The sequence below is a fragment of the Roseateles oligotrophus genome (genome assembly GCF_025717515.1).
Lineage (GTDB): Bacteria > Pseudomonadota > Gammaproteobacteria > Burkholderiales > Burkholderiaceae_C > Paucibacter_A > Paucibacter_A oligotrophus.
Genome location: NZ_JAJIRN010000002.1, coordinates 87,224 through 103,005, shown reverse-complemented (window position 1 = coordinate 103,005; position 15,782 = coordinate 87,224). Strand labels below are relative to the sequence as shown.

Annotated in this window: 17 protein-coding genes; 10 read left to right on the top strand and 7 right to left on the bottom strand. The window is 62.0% G+C overall.

What is annotated here, in order from left to right; translation table 11 throughout:
* Position 1: 1 nt before the first annotated feature.
* The 5 genes from LNV07_RS03805 (at position 2) to hemW (ending at position 4,629) form a co-directional block, all read left to right on the top strand.
* Positions 2 to 970 carry a serine/threonine protein kinase gene (locus LNV07_RS03805; protein ID WP_263533307.1) on the top strand — a complete coding sequence of 323 codons (969 nt, stop codon included), beginning with the start codon at positions 2 to 4 and terminating at the stop codon, positions 968 to 970.
* Positions 967 to 1,935: a PP2C family protein-serine/threonine phosphatase gene (locus tag LNV07_RS03800; RefSeq protein WP_263569851.1), complete on the top strand. Its 969-nt coding sequence runs from the start codon at positions 967 to 969 to the stop codon at positions 1,933 to 1,935. The genes LNV07_RS03805 and LNV07_RS03800 overlap by 4 nt, the downstream gene beginning before the upstream one ends.
* Before the next feature lie 11 nt (positions 1,936 to 1,946).
* Entirely contained in the window at positions 1,947 to 2,684 is a 738-nt protein-coding gene (rph, locus tag LNV07_RS03795; RefSeq protein ID WP_263569850.1) for a ribonuclease PH, read from the top strand.
* 5 nt (positions 2,685 to 2,689) lie between these two features.
* Entirely contained in the window at positions 2,690 to 3,304 is a 615-nt protein-coding gene (gene rdgB / locus LNV07_RS03790) for an RdgB/HAM1 family non-canonical purine NTP pyrophosphatase (RefSeq protein WP_263569849.1), read from the top strand.
* 74 nt (positions 3,305 to 3,378) lie between these two features.
* Entirely contained in the window at positions 3,379 to 4,629 is a 1,251-nt protein-coding gene (gene hemW, locus LNV07_RS03785) for a radical SAM family heme chaperone HemW (RefSeq protein ID WP_263569848.1), read from the top strand.
* A 17-nt stretch (positions 4,630 to 4,646) separates the two neighbouring features.
* Here the strand turns inward: hemW and LNV07_RS03780 are convergent, their stop codons facing one another.
* The 4 genes from LNV07_RS03780 to LNV07_RS03765 all read right to left on the bottom strand — a co-directional run bounded on the left by LNV07_RS03780 (position 4,647) and on the right by LNV07_RS03765 (position 9,285).
* A complete protein-coding gene (locus tag LNV07_RS03780; protein WP_263569847.1) occupies positions 4,647 to 6,446 on the bottom strand; it encodes a GGDEF domain-containing protein in 1,800 nt (599 codons plus the stop codon).
* Positions 6,447 to 6,564: 118 nt separating this feature from the next.
* Positions 6,565 to 7,677, bottom strand: coding sequence for a protein-glutamate methylesterase/protein-glutamine glutaminase (locus LNV07_RS03775; protein WP_263569846.1), 1,113 nt, complete (start codon positions 7,675 to 7,677; stop codon positions 6,565 to 6,567).
* Positions 7,678 to 7,704: 27 nt separating this feature from the next.
* A complete protein-coding gene (gene cheD, locus LNV07_RS03770) occupies positions 7,705 to 8,337 on the bottom strand; it encodes a chemoreceptor glutamine deamidase CheD (protein ID WP_263570282.1) in 633 nt (210 codons plus the stop codon).
* A gap of 96 nt (positions 8,338 to 8,433) precedes the next feature.
* Complete coding sequence (locus LNV07_RS03765; RefSeq protein ID WP_263569845.1) at positions 8,434 to 9,285, bottom strand: CheR family methyltransferase; 852 nt, start codon at positions 9,283 to 9,285, stop codon at positions 8,434 to 8,436.
* A 248-nt stretch (positions 9,286 to 9,533) separates the two neighbouring features.
* On the opposite strand from LNV07_RS03765, the gene LNV07_RS03760 reads away from it, so the two are divergent.
* Together LNV07_RS03760 and LNV07_RS03755 are read left to right on the top strand one after the other, a co-directional pair.
* Positions 9,534 to 10,214, top strand: a complete 681-nt coding sequence (locus tag LNV07_RS03760) for a GGDEF domain-containing protein (protein WP_263569844.1) — start codon at positions 9,534 to 9,536, stop codon at positions 10,212 to 10,214.
* Positions 10,211 to 11,062, top strand: a complete 852-nt coding sequence (locus LNV07_RS03755; protein ID WP_263569843.1) for a MinD/ParA family protein — start codon at positions 10,211 to 10,213, stop codon at positions 11,060 to 11,062. Before LNV07_RS03760 ends, LNV07_RS03755 begins: the two co-directional genes overlap by 4 nt.
* A gap of 15 nt (positions 11,063 to 11,077) precedes the next feature.
* Here LNV07_RS03755 and LNV07_RS03750 read toward each other — a convergent pair whose 3' ends face one another.
* From LNV07_RS03750 to radC, 3 genes are read right to left on the bottom strand one after another with little or no spacing between them, the layout of a single operon-like run.
* Entirely contained in the window at positions 11,078 to 11,479 is a 402-nt protein-coding gene (locus tag LNV07_RS03750; protein WP_263569842.1) for a group II truncated hemoglobin, read from the bottom strand.
* Positions 11,480 to 11,509: 30 nt separating this feature from the next.
* Complete coding sequence (locus LNV07_RS03745) at positions 11,510 to 12,166, bottom strand: Smr/MutS family protein (protein ID WP_263569841.1); 657 nt, start codon at positions 12,164 to 12,166, stop codon at positions 11,510 to 11,512.
* On the bottom strand, positions 12,163 to 12,837 hold the full coding sequence (gene radC / locus LNV07_RS03740) for a RadC family protein (protein WP_263569840.1): 675 nt from the start codon (positions 12,835 to 12,837) through the stop codon (positions 12,163 to 12,165). The genes LNV07_RS03745 and radC overlap by 4 nt, the downstream gene beginning before the upstream one ends.
* Positions 12,838 to 12,934: 97 nt before the next feature.
* On the opposite strand from radC, the gene LNV07_RS03735 reads away from it, so the two are divergent.
* The 3 genes from LNV07_RS03735 to serS all read left to right on the top strand — a co-directional run bounded on the left by LNV07_RS03735 (position 12,935) and on the right by serS (position 15,739).
* The gene (locus tag LNV07_RS03735; RefSeq protein WP_263569839.1) at positions 12,935 to 13,378 is read left to right on the top strand and encodes an FKBP-type peptidyl-prolyl cis-trans isomerase; all 444 of its coding nucleotides are present in this window, start codon (positions 12,935 to 12,937) and stop codon (positions 13,376 to 13,378) included.
* 13 nt (positions 13,379 to 13,391) lie between these two features.
* A complete protein-coding gene (gene ispH, locus LNV07_RS03730) occupies positions 13,392 to 14,360 on the top strand; it encodes a 4-hydroxy-3-methylbut-2-enyl diphosphate reductase (protein ID WP_263569838.1) in 969 nt (322 codons plus the stop codon).
* Positions 14,361 to 14,443: 83 nt separating this feature from the next.
* Positions 14,444 to 15,739 carry a serine--tRNA ligase gene (serS, locus tag LNV07_RS03725; RefSeq protein ID WP_263569837.1) on the top strand — a complete coding sequence of 432 codons (1,296 nt, stop codon included), beginning with the start codon at positions 14,444 to 14,446 and terminating at the stop codon, positions 15,737 to 15,739.
* Positions 15,740 to 15,782 lie beyond the last annotated feature (43 nt).

The following is a 15,782-nucleotide window of genomic DNA, read 5'->3' as shown; positions in this document are numbered from 1 at the left end:
TATGTCAAAGCCTAAACCGGCGCCCCTGCCTGCAGGCACCGTGGTTGGGGGCTACCAGATCATCAAGCGACTGGCAGCAGGTGGATTCGGCGTGGTTTACCTCGCCGAAGACCCCGAACACCACCTCGTAGCCCTGAAAGAATACCTGCCTTCGAGCTTGGCTGAACGATCGCCGGGCGAGTTGACGCCGCGCGTGCGGCCCGAGAAGCAGCCGCTCTACCGCCTTGGACTGAAGAGCTTCTTCGAGGAAGGCCGTTCGCTGGCGCAGATATCGCACCCAAGCGTCGTTTCGGTGTTGAACTTTTTGCGCGAGAACGAAACCGTCTACATGGTCATGAATTACCTGCAGGGCGACACCTTGCAGGATTTCATCGTGACGGCGCGCGATATGAAGCGCGACAAGGTGTTCCGCGAGTCCACCATTCGCAGCCTTTTCGACGAAATTTTGCGTGGCCTTCGCATCGTCCATCAGCACAAGATGCTGCACTTGGATATCAAGCCGGCCAATATCTTCATCACCAATGAAAACAAGGCGGTATTGCTGGACTTTGGCGCGGCGCGCGAGGTGTTGTCCAAAGAAGGTAACTTCATTCGGCCGATGTACACGCCGGGCTTTGCTGCGCCCGAAATGTACCGACGGGATGGCGCTTTAGGTCCCTGGACCGACATCTACGCCATCGGTGCCTGCATCTACGCCTGCATGCAGGGTTATCCGCCTAACGATGCACCTCAGCGGCTTGAAAAGGATAGACTGGCACTGAGTTTGTCGAGGCTGCGCAATGTCTACTCCGACAATATGATCGAGGTGGCCGAATGGTGCATGTCGCTCGACCCCTTGGCGCGTCCGCAGAGCGTGTTCTCCTTGCAAAAGGAATTGGCCCGGGAAACCGAGCGGCGCTATACCAAACTGAGTTTCAGCGAGCGGCTTAAGTTGCAGTTGGAGAATCTCAAGACCGGAGCCAAGGCGTGAGGTTCACCACCTATCAGGTCAGCCGGCGTGGCGGGCGCGAGAAGAACGAAGACCGCATGGGTTATTGCTACACCCGTGAGGCCGGCTTGTTTGCCTTGGCCGACGGCATGGGCGGCCACCCCGAGGGTGAGGTCGCGGCGCAACTGGCTTTGCAAACGCTGGCGGCCTTGTTTCAGCGCGAGGCCAAGCCGGCCTTGGCCGACCCTGCCGCTTTTTTGCAGGATTCGATTTTGGTCGCGCAGCAGCAATTGCTTCGCTATGCCGCCAATAAGGGCATGTCCGACACTCCCCGCACCACCATCGTGGCTTGCGTGCTGCAGGGCCGCAAGGCCTATTGGGCGCATTGCGGCGATTCGCGGCTTTACCTGGTGCGGGCCGGCAAGTTGATTGCGCGCACGCGCGATCATTCCTATATCGAGCTGCAAGCGGCTTTGGGGCGACTGCCGCAAAGTGCCGAGGGCTTTAACCGTAATGTGCTGTTCACCTGCCTGGGTAGTCCGGGTAAGCCGATGGTGGATATCCATGGCCCGATGCTGCTGGAAAAAGGTGATCGGCTGCTCTTGTGCTCGGACGGTCTTTGGGGCACGGTCACGGACGACATCATCACGGAGCAACTTGCCACGCGTCCGATTTCGGATGCGGTGCCGGAGTTGGTCGAGCAGGCGCTGCGCAATGGCGGGCCGCGCTGCGACAATGTGACCGTGCTTGCGCTGGAGTGGGACGGTGTCGGTGAGCCCGATGCTGGCGAGGATTCCGCCACGGTGTCAACCCAGCAACTGGAGGATAGAGGCTTTGCCTCGACCATCCAGGCGCTTGATGGACTCGACTCGGGCGAGGTCGTAGATCGCAAATTTGAAATGGATGAAGCCGAAATTGATCGCTCGGTGCGTGAAATCAAGGAAGCCATCCGGCTGGGCAACGAACGGGCCCGCGCCGTTGAGCAAGCCGCCAAGAAAAAGTCCTGAGAGAGAAATAAATGACTGTTGAAAAAGCCGCCGTGCGCGCCACCGGCCGCGCCGCCAATGCCTTGCGTGCGGTGACCATCACCCGCAATTACACCTGCCATGCCGAAGGGTCGGTGCTGATCGAATTTGGCGGAACCAAGGTTTTGTGCACCGCCTCGGTGGAGGAAAAAGTGCCGCCGCACAAACGCGGCTCCGGCCAGGGCTGGGTTACCGCCGAATACGGCATGCTGCCGCGTGCGACCCATACCCGCAGCGACCGCGAGGCCGCGCGCGGCAAGCAAAGCGGCCGCACGCAGGAGATTCAACGCCTGATCGGCCGCTCGCTGCGCTGCGTGTTCGATTTGAGCCTGCTCGGCGAGCGCACGATTGCGCTGGATTGCGATGTGCTGCAGGCCGATGGCGGCACCCGCACGGCCGCGATCACCGGTGCCTATGTGGCCGCCCATGACGCAGTGACTTGGCTGCTGGCCCAGGGCAAGATCACGCAATCACCGATCCGCGATGCGGTGGCGGCGATCTCGGTTGGCATCTTGAACGGCACGCCCTTGCTGGACCTTGAATACACCGAAGACTCGGCCTGCGACACCGATATGAATGTCGTGATGACGGCGGCCGGCGGCTTTGTCGAGCTGCAAGGAACGGCCGAGGGCGTGGCCTTCAGTCGCAAGGAAATGAATGCCTTGCTGGACTTGGCGGAGCAGGGCGTCGCTGAGTTGCTGGCCGCACAGCGGCGCGCGCTCGGGATTTGATCGACATGGACTTGGTGCTCGCCTCCAACAACGCCAAAAAGCTCGCCGAGTTGCAGGCCTTGTTCGCGCCCTTGGGCGTTAATTTGCTAACGCAGGGCTCGCTCGGCATCCCCGAGGCAGAGGAACCGTTCGAGACCTTTGTCGAGAATGCCTTGACCAAGGCCCGCCATGCGTCCCGCTTGAGTGGTTTGCCGGCCTTGGCCGATGACTCCGGCTTGGCGGTCGAGGCCTTGGCCGGCGCGCCGGGCGTGCTGTCGGCGCGTTATGCGACCTTGTTCGGTCAGCCTAAAACGGACGCCGATAACAACCGCGTGCTGCTGGAGCAAATGGCCGGGCTGAGTGAGTCTCATGAGCGCGGCGCGCGTTTCGTCTGTGCGCTGGTGGCCGTTCGATCCGCGACCGACCCCGAACCTCTGATCGCGATGGGCCGTTGGCAGGGGCAGATCTTGCCCGCGCTGGCCGGCGAGGCCGGCTTTGGCTATGACCCCTTGATGTGGATACCGGCCTTGGGCCGCAGCGTGGCGCAGTTGAGCGCGGCCGAAAAAAATGCCCAAAGCCACCGGGCCTTGGCCGCCGCCGATCTGGTGGGGCAAATGCGCGAGGCCTGGCATCTTGGCTGACATGAAGCCCCCAAGCCCACTTTGTGGGCTGCCCCCCGAGGGCACGCAGCCATTGCTTGGGACGGCCCTGCGCTATGGCTGATGTCCTGCACATGATGCGGCCCGGCACCTTGAGTCTGGCCGCTTTGCCTCCGCTGTCGCTCTATGTGCATCTGCCTTGGTGCTTGCGAAAGTGCCCCTATTGCGACTTCAATTCGCATGAGCTGCCGGGGCCTGCGGGCAAGGTCATCCCTTTGGCGTCCGCAGACAATGCGCCTGTCAGTAAGCAACTGCCGGTCGAGACGGCGCGGGCCTATCTGACCGCCTTGCGCGCCGATCTGGAGGTGGCGCTGCCGCTGATCTGGGGCCGGCCGGTGGTCAGCATCTTCATTGGCGGCGGCACGCCGAGCCTGTTTGCGCCCGAGCAGATTGCCGAGCTGATCTCCGACCTGCGCGCCCGTTTGCCGCTGGAGCCGGGCTGCGAGATCACGCTGGAGGCCAACCCGGGCACGTTCGAGCGCGACCGTTTCAAGGGTTTTCGGGCCGCCGGCATCACTCGTTTGTCGATCGGCGTGCAGAGCTTTGATGATGCCAAGCTGAAGACCCTGGGCCGCGTTCACAGTGCCGAGCAGGCCAAGGCCGCGATTGCCGAAGCGGCGCAGGCCTTCGAGACTTTCAATATTGATTTGATGTATGCCTTGCCGGGGCAAACTCTTGAGCAGCTTGACTCCGAATTGAGTACGGCGCTGGCTTTCAAGCCGCCGCATCTGTCGGTCTATCACCTGACGATAGAACCGAACACGCGCTTTGCCATCACGCCGCCCACCCAGCTGCCGGACGCCGATTTGGCCAGCGAGATGCTGGACCTGATTACGGCCCGCACCGACGCCGTAGGGTTGGAACGTTACGAGGTGTCGGCGTTCGGGCGGGCTGGTCATCGCTGCGCGCATAATTTGAATTACTGGCAGTTCGGTGACTATTTGGGGCTAGGCGCCGGTGCGCACAGCAAGCTGTCGTTTCCGCACCGGGTCTTGCGTCAGGTGCGCTGGCGCGAGCCGGCCGCCTATATGAGCAAGGCGGCCGAGGGGGCTGCGGTGTCGAACGAGAACGAGGTGAGTCGTGCCGACTTGCCGTTTGAGTTCATGCTCAACGCCTTGCGGCTGCGCGAAGGCGTGCCGCTGAGTTCGTATCTGGAACGCACCGGCCTGCCACCGTCCAGCATCCATCGGGCACTGGACGCGGCGCGCGCAAAAGGTTTGCTGGAGGCGGATAGCACCCGCTTGGCCGCCACAGCTCGCGGCTTTGATTTCCTCAATGATTTGCAGGAGTTGTTCCTGGCGCCCTGAGTTGGCGGGCGGCTTGTTCAGGCTGCCATCACGTAAACACTGAGCTGCTCATGCTTGGCATGGCGCTTGGCGGTGGCGGCAGCGGTCGCTACCTGCTCGGGGCGGTGCAAGGTACCGGCGGCTATCCGTACGGCGCCGATGCTGAGGGTGGTGCAGGGGTGAAAGCGCATATCCCCGTGGCGGTCCTCGGCCATGATGCCGCCGGCCTGCAGTGCGGCCGCGTCAAATAGATTGCGCGCCAAGTCATTGAAGCGCTCGACGATCTGCTCACAGCGCTGCTCCCAGTCATCGCTCTGGAACAACATCACAAAGTCATCGCCGCCGACATGGCCGAGAAAATCGCGTTGGCTGTCGCAGTGGCTGCTGGCCACGCGGGCCACCAAGCGGATCATTTCGTCGCCGCGCCAGTAGCCATACTCGTCATTGAAGGGCTTGAAATGGTTCAAGTCGGCGTAGGCGGCAACAAAGCCGCGCCCGCTGGTCAAGAGCCGGCCAATATGCTGGCTGATGGGGATGTTGCCGGGCAAAAATGTCAGCGGGTTGGCATGCCGAGCGGCCTCGATGCGGGCCTCGGTGACCGAGCGCACCAACTGCTCGCCGGTGCCCAAGCCCAGGTAGCGGCCGTCCCGCGTGATGATGAAGCCTTCGCGCAGATAGCGCTGGTCGGACGATGTGAGCACGGTGGTCAATGCTTCGATGCCGGTGTCCGCGTCGACGATCAAGGGTGTCTGATTGGCGAACAAGGTGCAGGCGTGGCGGCCATATAAATCATTGAAGAAGGGCTTGGCCCAGCGATTGATGAACTGGCTGCGGTCGACCAGCGCGACCGGCTCGTCCTTGGCATTCAAGATCGCGATTGCGTGCAGTTGTTCATGCTCATTGAAAATGCGGAATAGTTGCTCATGGCTGGCGTCTTCTCGCACGGTCACGGCTTCCATCATCAAGCGCTCGGCCGTAACGCCATTGCTCGACGCGCGGCGAAGTTCGGGCAGCACGGCGATGTCGCTGCTGGCCAGTACCGTGCGGGCGGCGGCCAAGGCTTCGACGGCGCCTTCGCTGCTGGGTCGACCAATCAGCCAGCCTTGGCCGAACGTGACGCCCAAGTCGCGCAGTACGCGCAGCTCTTCGGCGCTCTCGATGCCTTCGGCAATCAGTTGGGCGCCGAAGGTCTCGGCCAGTTGCAGCAGCGCCCGAAATGTCTGCAGCTTTTCCGCGTGAGCCGGTAGATCGTGGGTGAAATATTTGTCGATCTTGACGATGTCGGGCTGAATCTCGGACCACAGCCGCAGTGATGAGCGGCCGTCGCCGAAATCATCCAGTGCGATGCCCACACCCTGGCGGCGCAGCGCGGTGATGGCTCGGCGCAGGTTCTCGATATCGGTGACGCGTTCATGCTCGGTCAGCTCGATCATGACGCTGCTGGGCGAGACACCGTAGGCCTCGTCGCTGAACAGACCGCCGCTGCCCTGTTCATCTCGCAAGGCGTGAGTCAGCGCGGAGGCGCTCATATTGATCAACAAGCGGCCGCCCAGCTTTTGTCTGCTCCAATCCTTCAAGGCTTGGTTGGCGCAGCGCACTTCCAGCTCGACCGTCAGCCCTTCGCGGCGGCCGGCGGCGAACAGCGCATCCGGATATTCCAGCGCGCTGCCAGCCGGGCCGCGCACCAGCGCTTCATGACCGTAGATCAAGCCGCAGTCCAACTGCACGATGGGTTGAAACAAGGTGGTCAGCAGGTCTTCGGCTATCAGTGTTTGAACCCGCAGCGGAGCGGGGCGCTCCTGGGTTCGGCCGGGCGGTAGTGATGTGATCGTCGTCATGCACATATGCTGCCCGCCGACAATGACAGCGCTGCGAAACGAGGAACAATTTGAAACAGATTGGCGCCGGCCGTGACAAGTTGCCGCCGGGCGAACGCGGCCGAACTCGGCTGATTTCTTAGACCCGGTTCATCGACATGCCGGCCGTGCTGCGCAGGCGTTCGATCAAGCGCGTTGCAATCTGAGGCAAGGGCAAGACCTCATCGGCGGCGCCGGCCGCGATGGCCTCGCGCGGCATGCCGAAGACGACGCAAGTCGCCTCGTCTTGAACGAAGTTGTAGGAGCCGGCGTCCTTCATCACCCTCATCGCCTTGGCACCGTCTGCGCCCATGCCGGTCAGCATGATGCCCAAGGCGTTTTGCCCGACCACGCGGGCGGCGGAATTGAACAAGACCTCGACCGAGGGCTTGTGGCGATTGACCGGTTCGCCGTCTTGCACGCGGGCGATGTAGTTCGCGCCCGACCGCTCGACGCTGAGATGGAAGCCACCTGGTGCGATATAGCCGTGGCCAGGCAGAATTCGCTCACCGTCCGTCGCTTCCTTGACGCGGATCCGGCACAGGCTGTCCAGCCGCGCCGCATAGCTCTTGGTGAAGCCGGGCGGCATGTGCTGGGTGATGACGACGGCCGGGCAATCCGCCGGCAGATTGATCAGCACGTCCTTGGTCGCCTCGGTGCCGCCGGTGGAGGCGCCGATGAAGATGATTTTTTCGGTCGACAGCCGACCCAGGCTGGCCATGGTCACGGGCTTGGCTGGCGCGGCCGCGCCCGCATGGCTGGCGCCCCCGGTAGCGCCTGCGGGCGCCAGCGCCGCATGGCTGCGGCGGATATGGGCTTTTGAGGCGATGCGGATCTTGTCGGTGATGTCGTCGGCCAGCAAGCGGATGCCATCGGCAACGCCGATCTTGGGTTTGGCGACAAAGTCGACCGCACCCAGCTCCAAGGCCTTCATCGTCACCTCGGCGCCGCGCTCGGTCAGTGTCGACACCATCACCACCGGCATCGGGCGAAGTCTCATCAAGCGGGACAGGAAGTCCAGGCCGTCCATCTTGGGCATTTCGATGTCCAGGGTGATGACATCGGGATTGAGGGTGCGGATCATTTCGCGGGCCAGCAGCGGGTCGGCTGCGGCACCGATGCATTCCATATCGGGCTGACGATTGATGATTTCGGTCAGGATGCTGCGCACCAGCGCCGAGTCATCCACCACCACAACAGTGATCTTGGCCATCGAATACTTCTCCTAACGGGGTGGGGCTCAGAACAAGTCGACCGAGCCGCCCGTGGCGACCACCGGTTGAGCTCTCTGTGCCGCGGCACGGTCTTGTTGCACCAAGGCGTCTGTGTTGGTTGGGGCAAGGCGCTTGACCATTGCTTTGCCGCTGTGAGGCAGGAAGCACACCTTGCGGGGGTAAATGTCCATCACGTCTTTTGAGACGATGGGAATGCGCTCGGTCTTCAAATAGTCGATGACGAAATTGGTGTTGCGCTCGCCAACGTTGATGGTGTTCATGCCGGCAATCACCGCTCCACCGCCAAAAATCTTGGCTTCCATGCGGCTCTTGGCGGCCCCACGCTTCATCATTTCGTTGATCAAAAGCTCCATCGCGAATGATCCATAACGGCCAGAGTCACCGCTGCCCTCGGGCAGCATGAAGTGGTTCATGCCACCAATTTGTGCATGCCGATCCCAAAGACAGGCGGCGATGCATGAGCCCAAGGTGGTCATGACCAGGATGTCTTCGTTGTCGACGAAATACTCGCCCGGCAGGATCTTGACCGCTGCGTTCTTGAAATGCGCATCGTAAAAAAAGAAAGAGGCCTCGCCGCTTTTACGCGGCATGGCCTTTAGCTGGGCAACGCGGGCTGCTCCCGGGCTGTTTGAGAACATCGCGCCGGTGCCGGTACCGGTGAAGGCGGGGGAGGTGCTCATGTTTTTTTATCGGCCGCTAGGCTGCTGACTTGAGGGTTGCGAAAGCGACTGACATCAGACGCGCTCGTAAATGGTCTTGCCACGCAAGCGGAACAGATCTTTCGACTCGGTGAAATTCTCCGAATGTCCGACGAAGAGCAGCCCATGCGGACGCATCACCTTGTGAATGCGCTCCAGCACCTTGCGCTGAGTCGGGGCGTCGAAATAAATCATCACATTGCGGCAGAACACGATGTGGAAGGGGTCACCGAGCGACCATTGCGCGTCCATCAGGTTCAGCGATCTGAAGTCAATCCAGCGCTGCAACTCAGGCTTGACGCGAATTTTTCCCGAGTTGTCGCCGGTGCCGCGCATGAAGAAATTGCGCAGCCGGGTTTGATCCAGGCCGCGGGCGTCGGCGTTATAGACCCCGCGCTTGGCGGTGTTGAGTACATTGGTGTCGATGTCGCTGGCGCTGATCTGCACCTGCGCGTTGGCGCCCAGTGCCTCGCTGCAGGTCATCGCGATCGAGTAAGGCTCCTCGCCGGTAGATGCCGCGCAGCACCAAATCCGCACCGGCTTGCCGGCCAGCGGTTTCAAATCATCGATGAGTGCGTGGAAATGATGCTCCTCGCGAAAGAAGGAGGTCAAATTGGTGGTCAGGCAATTGACGAATTCCTGCCATTCCTGGGTGCTTTGCGCTCCAGTGGAACTCTCCAGCCATTGCAAATAGGCCGAAAAGGACTTGTGGCCGGTGTCACGCAAGCGCCGGGAGAGGCGGCTATAGACCATTGCGTGCTTGCCTTCATGCAGGCTGATGCCGGCATGCTTATAGATCAGCGCACGGACACGATCAAAGTCAGCACGGCTGAAACCGAACTCGTGGTCAATCACTTCTGCGCCTGAGGCGCTTGGTGCTGTGGACATGTGTTGGGCTCGCTGGTTGTTCCGCTCACTTTTGGGTGAGCCGGGATCTGATTTTGTATCGGCACCGAGTGTGGCCCGGGAGCCGTTGTCAGCATAGAGCAAACAGGCCGGGCAATGCAGGCTTGTTTGCACGCTGGGGCGGGTTTTTGTGCTGCTAGACTGAATCGCACCAGCTTTGCACTGGCCCTCGAATACCTTGGAACACCTTGGACTCAAGCTCTCAACCCCCTCCCTTCGATGCATGCCGCTTGCAGCTCGACCTTGCCTTGCAGCTCTTGCAGCAGGCGGGGGCTTTACTGCCCGAGGCCGAACCCTATAGCGAGGCATGGGTGCAGGGCGTCATTGACGCGCTGTGCGATTTGTCCAGCAAGGATGCCTTGACCGGATTGGTCAATCGGCGCAGCTTCGAGATGGCCTTGTCGCGCGAGGTCGACCGCGTCGCTCGCTCCGGCGAGTCGGCTTTGTTGCTGGCGGTTGATATCGACCACTTCAAGGCGGTCAACGATACCTATGGCCATGCGGCCGGTGACCTGGTCATCAAGGCGGTGGCCGGGGCCTTGAATCAGGTGGTGCGGCCGATGGATACGGTGGCCCGAGTGGGCGGCGAAGAGTTTGGCATCGTGCTGCCCAAATGCGCACCCAGCTTTGGGGCGATGGTGGCCGAACGCTTGCGTGAGCGAGTTTCAGAGCTTCGGGTCGAGGTGGCCTCGGGGCAGATTTTGGCGGTAACGATCAGCCTGGGCGGTGCTTTTGCGCCGCAGTGGGTCAGGTCGTCATCGCTGTTGTGGATGGAGCGAGCCGATCGCCAGCTTTATCGCGCCAAGGCGGAGGGGCGTAATCGTGCTTGCCTTGAGTCGCAAATTGAGTCCTTGGTCAGTGCCGAGGAAAAGGGCATGTTGTTTGCAGTAACGCAACAGGACAGTGAATGAGTACGACAACAACAGATCCTGCTGTACCTGGTTCGGGCGGTTTCTCGCCGGGCTCATCGCGCCCCGTGACGGGTCGAGGCGGCGCACGCACCTTGGCCGTGACCAGTGGCAAGGGCGGCGTCGGCAAGACCTTCGTGACCGCCAATCTGGCCGCAGCATTGGCCTTGCGGGGCCAAAAAGTCTTGGTGCTGGATGCCGATTTGGGGCTGGCCAACCTGGATGTGGTGCTGAACTTGCATCCCAAGCTGACGCTGCACGATGTGTTCACGGAAAAGGCGACCCTGGAGCAGGCAATTTTGCCGGCCCCATGTGGATTTTCGGTCTTGTTGGCCGGTTCGGGCATGGTCGAATATTCGCGCCTGACGCCGGATGTGCGTGACAAGTTGCTGCATATTCTTGAACTGGTCAAGCCGCGTTTCGACTGGGTTTTGCTCGATACCGGTGCCGGCATTTCGGACGTCGTGCTGTTCTCTATCTCGATGGCCGCCGATGTCCTGGTGGTGGCCACCCCCGAGCCCACCTCGCTGACCGATGCCTACGCCACGATCAAGGTGCTGGCCACTCAGCAAGGTCGGCGTGAGGTTGGCTTGCTCGTCAACCAGGCCAACCGGGTCGGCGAGGGCAAGCTGATTTGCGGCCAGTTGCAGCAAGTCCTGCAGCGCTTTGTCGGCTCGCAGCCCGGCCACCCCTTCAAGCTGGAGTTGATGGGCGAGGTCAAGAGCGATCAAACGGTGCGCCAAGCGGTGCTCAAGCGCCAATTGGTGCTCGAGCATTACCCGGGCAGCGACGCCGCGCAGGCGATCAAGGCCTTGGCCAACAAGCTGTTGGCCCAAGGCCAGGGTTTGTAGGCCGCGGGGCGAGCTTCAAGCGCCGCGATTGCGCATCCAGTCGGCCGTGGCGTGGAACGATTCCCCCAGACGCTGCTGCAAATCGGGGTCCAGCTGGCTGTCTTGCATTGCGAGTCTCATGCAGGCCATCCATTGGTCGCGCTCTGCGATGCCGATCGGGTAGGGCAGATGACGAGCCCGCAGGCGCGGGTGGCCAAAGCGCTCGATATACAGATCCGGCCCGCCCGACCAGCCGCATAAAAACCAATGCAGTTTGTCACGTGACCCGCCCAGTGAAGCCGGGTGAAGCTGGCGGATCAGCGCGAATTCCCCGTCCAGGTCCATATGGTCATAGAAATGATCGACCAGGCTGCGGATGCCGGTTTCGCCGCCGAGCAGGTCAAACAATGTCGTGGGGGTGTTGGTGTTGTCTTGCATCGCTTGATTGTCGATGGGGTCGCAAGCTGCTCAATCGGCTTGCTGCAGCAGCACCATCAAGGCGCCGCTGCCGCCATCGCTGGCGCGGGCTTGCACAAAGGCCAGGACCTGCTGCTTTTGCACCAGCCAGCGCCGCACCTTGGCCTTCAAGATCGGTTCGCGCCCAGGCGAGCCATTGCCCTTGCCATGCACCACGCGTACGCAGCGCAGCCCGCGGCGGGCGCAGTCCTGCACAAAACTGCCCAGCGCTTCGCGCGCCTGGTCGCGGCGCAGGCCGTGCAGATCGAGTTGCGCTTGCAAGCTCCAGTGACCGCGGCGCAGCTTGCGCAAGACTTCGTCACTGATCTCGGGGCGTCGGAAGGACAGGCTGTCGTCGGTTTCCAGCAGCGATTCCACGTCGAAATCATCGGACAGCGCCTGCTGCATCACCAGCCGTTCATCCGCCTCGCGTTGCAGAGGCTCGGGCATGGGGCGCACCCGATGTTGTGTTGCGCGGTCATGCGCCGGCAGCGGGGTGATGGCGCCGACGCTCAATTCGAATAAGCGCCGCTCTTGGTCGGCCGCCCTTGCCGCGGCAGCTTTCCTGGCCGCCTCTTCCTCGGCCAACTGCCGGCGCTGAGACAGTTCGCGCTGAAACAGCTTCAGATCTTGCAGGCTGTGCAGCAATGGGGAGGATTGAGCTTTCACAACAGCCCTCGCTCGGCCATTGAAATCACCTCGCCCGAGCCCACCACCAGATGGTCGAGCACGCGCATATCGACCAAGGCCAGCGCCGATTTCAAGGCCTGCGTCAGCAACTCGTCCGAGCGCGAAGGTTCGGCCACGCCGGAGGGGTGGTTGTGAGCGAGGATGACCGCGGCCGCCCCTAGGTCCAGCCCGCGTTTGACAATTTCTCTGGGGTAGACCGAGGTTTGCGTCAGGCTGCCGCGAAACATTTCCTCCATCGCAATCAAGCGGTGCTGGGCGTCCAGAAACAGCACGGCGAAGACCTCATGCATCAGGCCGGCGAGCTTGAGGCGGACGAATTGCTTGACCGCGTCGGGGGCGTCGAAGACCGGGCGCTGCGCCAGCTCCTGCAGCAATGAGCGGCGTGCGATCTCCAGCACGGCGGCAATTTCGGCCCGCTTGGCCGGCCCCAAACCTCTGACCTTGCCCAAGTCGGCAACGCCGGCATGCAACAAACCATGCCAACCGCCAAACTGATCGAGCAGGTTTTGCGCCAGTTGCAAGACCGGCGTGCCGGCAATGCCGGTGCGCAATAAAAGTGCCAGCAGCTCGGCGTCGGCGAGCGCCTGCGGGCCGCGGGCGAGCAGCTTTTCGCGTGGGCGAGCGTCGGGTGGGAGGTGGGTCAGAGGCATGGGGAAACGGCGGTCCGGTGGGCTTGTTCCGTGGCGTCGAAGCGGGTCGCGAGTGTACTGGCCCTAAAATCGGCGCAGTCTATTCACTATTGTCCCCATGAATCTCATCCAAGTCGGATCCTTTTTGACCCTGCATTACCGCTTGGCCGGCCCGGACGGTAGCGATGTGATCAATACCTTTGCCGATAAACCGGCGACGCTGTCGCTGGGGACCGGGCAGTTGTCGCCGGCCATCGAGGCCCGCCTGATCGGCTTGGCCGAGGGCGTGCGCACGCAAATCGAGCTGGCACCGGGCGAGGCTTTCGGTGATCACAACCCGCAACTGCTGCAGCGCGTCAAGTTGAGCCTGCTGCATGAGCTGGGCGACCCGGACGAGCAATATAGCGTCGGCGATGTGATCCAGTTTCCGACCCCGGACGGGCAGGGTACTTACGCCGGCAGCGTGCGTGAGCTCGGTCCTGATTGGTTGTTATTCGACTTCAATCATCCTTTGGCGGGCCAGCCGGTCAGCTTCGAGGTGCATGTGATCGGGGTGCTTTGAAATGACGGATAGCTTGTTGACACCCCAAGAGGTTTTGCTGGCAGAGCCGCGTGGTTTTTGTGCCGGCGTGGACCGTGCGATTGAAATCGTTGAGCGTGCGCTGCTGAAGTTCGGCACACCGATCTATGTGCGCCATGAGATCGTCCACAACACCTATGTCGTCAATGATTTGAAGTCACGTGGCGCGATCTTCATCGAAGACCTGGCCGAGGTGCCGCCCGGCGCCACGCTGGTGTTCAGCGCCCATGGCGTCAGCCAGGCGGTGCGCGCCGAGGCGACCGAGCGGGGTTTTCAGGTTTTTGATGCAACCTGCCCCTTGGTCACCAAGGTGCATGTCGAGGTGGCCAAGCTACACCGCGAAGGCTATGAGTTCATCATGATCGGCCACAAGGGGCACCCCGAGGTCGAGGGCACGATGGGTCAGCTCAGCGAAGGCATCTATCTGGTGGAAGAAGTGGGCGATGTCGCGCATGTGCGTGTCAAAAACCCGGCCAAACTGGCGGTGGTCACGCAGACCACGCTCAGCGTTGATGACGCCGCCGAGATCTTGCTGGCGGTGAAGAAGCATTTCCCGCTGGTACGCGAGCCCAAGAAGCAAGACATCTGCTACGCCACCCAAAACCGCCAGGACGCGGTCAAGGTCTTGGCGCCGCAGGTGGATGTGGTGATCGTTGTGGGCAGCCCGACCAGCTCCAATAGCAACCGGCTGGCCGAATTGGCCCAGCGTCTGGGAACACCGGGCCATATGGTCGACGCGGCCGAGGACTTGAGGGCCGAGTGGCTCGAAGGGCGCGCCCGCGTCGGCCTGACCGCCGGCGCCTCGGCACCCGATGTGCTGGTGCAGGCCGTCATCAGCCGTCTGCGTGAGCTTGGCGCCACCACGGTGCGCAGCCTGCCCGGCGTGGAGGAGCATGTGCGCTTCCCGCTGCCCAAGGGCCTCGGGGACAAATCCATGGCCGAGCACAGTAATTCGCGATCTTAATCCGGCGCCCCTTGCTTTGATGCGGCGCCAGAGATGGGCGCCGTTTTACCTTTTATTGAATCCTGCAAGTACAAGGAAGCACCATGTTAGACATCACCCTGCTGCGCAAGGACCTCGACGCCGTCATCGAGCGCCTGAGCACGCGCAAGACCCCGCAAGCCTTCCTCGATATCGAGCGTTATGTGGCGCTGGAAACCGAGCGCAAGGGCGCGCAAATGCGCACCGAAGAGCTGCAAAGCCGCCGCAACACCCTGTCCAAACAAATCGGCATGCTCAAGGGCAAGGGCGAAGACGCCTCGGCTCAGATGCTTGAAGTGGCCGGCATTGCCGACGGTTTGAAGGCCGGCGCCGACCGGCTCGACGCCATTCAGCAAGAGCTCAACACCATGCTGATGAGCGTGCCCAATCTGCCACACGAGAGCGTGCCGGTGGGCTCGGACGAGGCCGGCAATGTGGAAGTGCGCCGCTGGGGCAAGCCGCGCGAATTCGACTTCGAGGTGCGTGACCATGTCGACCTCGGCGCCGCATTGGGCCTTGATTTCGACACCGGCGCCAAGCTCAGCGGTTCGCGCTTCAGCTTTATGCGCGGCAGAATAGCCCGCCTGCACCGCGCGCTGGCCCAGTTCATGCTCGACACCCAGACCGAGGCGCATGGCTATACCGAGTGCTACACGCCCTATATCGTCAACCGTGAAGTGCTGGAGGGCACCGGCCAGCTGCCCAAGTTCAAGGAAGACATGTTCTGGGTCTTGCGCGGCGGTGACGACGAGGCCGCCGAGCAATACCTTATCTCTACCGCCGAAATCTCGCTGACCAACTCGGTGCGCGAGCAGATTCTCGATGCGGCTAACCTTCCTATCAAGCTGACCGCGCACAGCCCCTGCTTCCGCTCCGAAGCGGGCAGCGCGGGACGTGATACGCGCGGGCTGATTCGTCAGCACCAATTCGACAAGGTCGAGATGGTGCAGATCGTGCATCCCGAGAAGAGCTATGAAGCGCTGGAAGAAATGGTCGGCCACGCCGAGGCCATTCTGCAGAAGTTGGAGTTGCCTTATCGTGTGCTCGCTCTGTGTACCGGCGATATGGGCTTTACTGCGGCCAAGACCTATGACCTCGAAGTCTGGGTGCCGGCGCAGGCTGCCTTCCGTGAGATCAGCTCCTGCTCCAACTGCGAAGCCTTCCAGTCGCGCCGCATGCAGGCGCGCTTCAAGAACGCGCAGGGCAAGAACGAGTTGGCGCACACCTTGAACGGCTCCGGGCTGGCGGTGGGCCGTACCTTGGTCGCGGTGCTGGAAAACTATCAAAACGCCGACGGCAGCGTCACCGTCCCGGCGGTGCTGCGGCCCTATATGGGCGGCCTGGAAGTTTTGGTTCCGTGAGAAAAAATTCGGCTTTTTGAGCTCGGGCTAAAAGTTCAGCTAT

What these genes read in the sequence shown, in the direction of transcription:
- LNV07_RS03805 (WP_263533307.1), top strand. Translation starts at nt 2, where the DNA reads ATGTCAAAGCCTAAACCGGCGCCCCTGCCTGCAGGCACCGTGGTTGGG.
- rph (WP_263569850.1), top strand. Translation starts at nt 1,947, where the DNA reads ATGACTGTTGAAAAAGCCGCCGTGCGCGCCACCGGCCGCGCCGCCAAT.
- rdgB (WP_263569849.1), top strand. Translation starts at nt 2,690, where the DNA reads ATGGACTTGGTGCTCGCCTCCAACAACGCCAAAAAGCTCGCCGAGTTG.
- hemW (WP_263569848.1), top strand. Translation starts at nt 3,379, where the DNA reads ATGGCTGATGTCCTGCACATGATGCGGCCCGGCACCTTGAGTCTGGCC.
- LNV07_RS03780 (WP_263569847.1), bottom strand. Translation starts at nt 6,446, where the DNA reads ATGACGACGATCACATCACTACCGCCCGGCCGAACCCAGGAGCGCCCC.
- LNV07_RS03775 (WP_263569846.1), bottom strand. Translation starts at nt 7,677, where the DNA reads ATGGCCAAGATCACTGTTGTGGTGGTGGATGACTCGGCGCTGGTGCGC.
- cheD (WP_263570282.1), bottom strand. Translation starts at nt 8,337, where the DNA reads ATGTTCTCAAACAGCCCGGGAGCAGCCCGCGTTGCCCAGCTAAAGGCC.
- LNV07_RS03765 (WP_263569845.1), bottom strand. Translation starts at nt 9,285, where the DNA reads ATGTCCACAGCACCAAGCGCCTCAGGCGCAGAAGTGATTGACCACGAG.
- LNV07_RS03755 (WP_263569843.1), top strand. Translation starts at nt 10,211, where the DNA reads ATGAGTACGACAACAACAGATCCTGCTGTACCTGGTTCGGGCGGTTTC.
- LNV07_RS03750 (WP_263569842.1), bottom strand. Translation starts at nt 11,479, where the DNA reads ATGCAAGACAACACCAACACCCCCACGACATTGTTTGACCTGCTCGGC.
- radC (WP_263569840.1), bottom strand. Translation starts at nt 12,837, where the DNA reads ATGCCTCTGACCCACCTCCCACCCGACGCTCGCCCACGCGAAAAGCTG.
- LNV07_RS03735 (WP_263569839.1), top strand. Translation starts at nt 12,935, where the DNA reads ATGAATCTCATCCAAGTCGGATCCTTTTTGACCCTGCATTACCGCTTG.
- serS (WP_263569837.1), top strand. Translation starts at nt 14,444, where the DNA reads ATGTTAGACATCACCCTGCTGCGCAAGGACCTCGACGCCGTCATCGAG.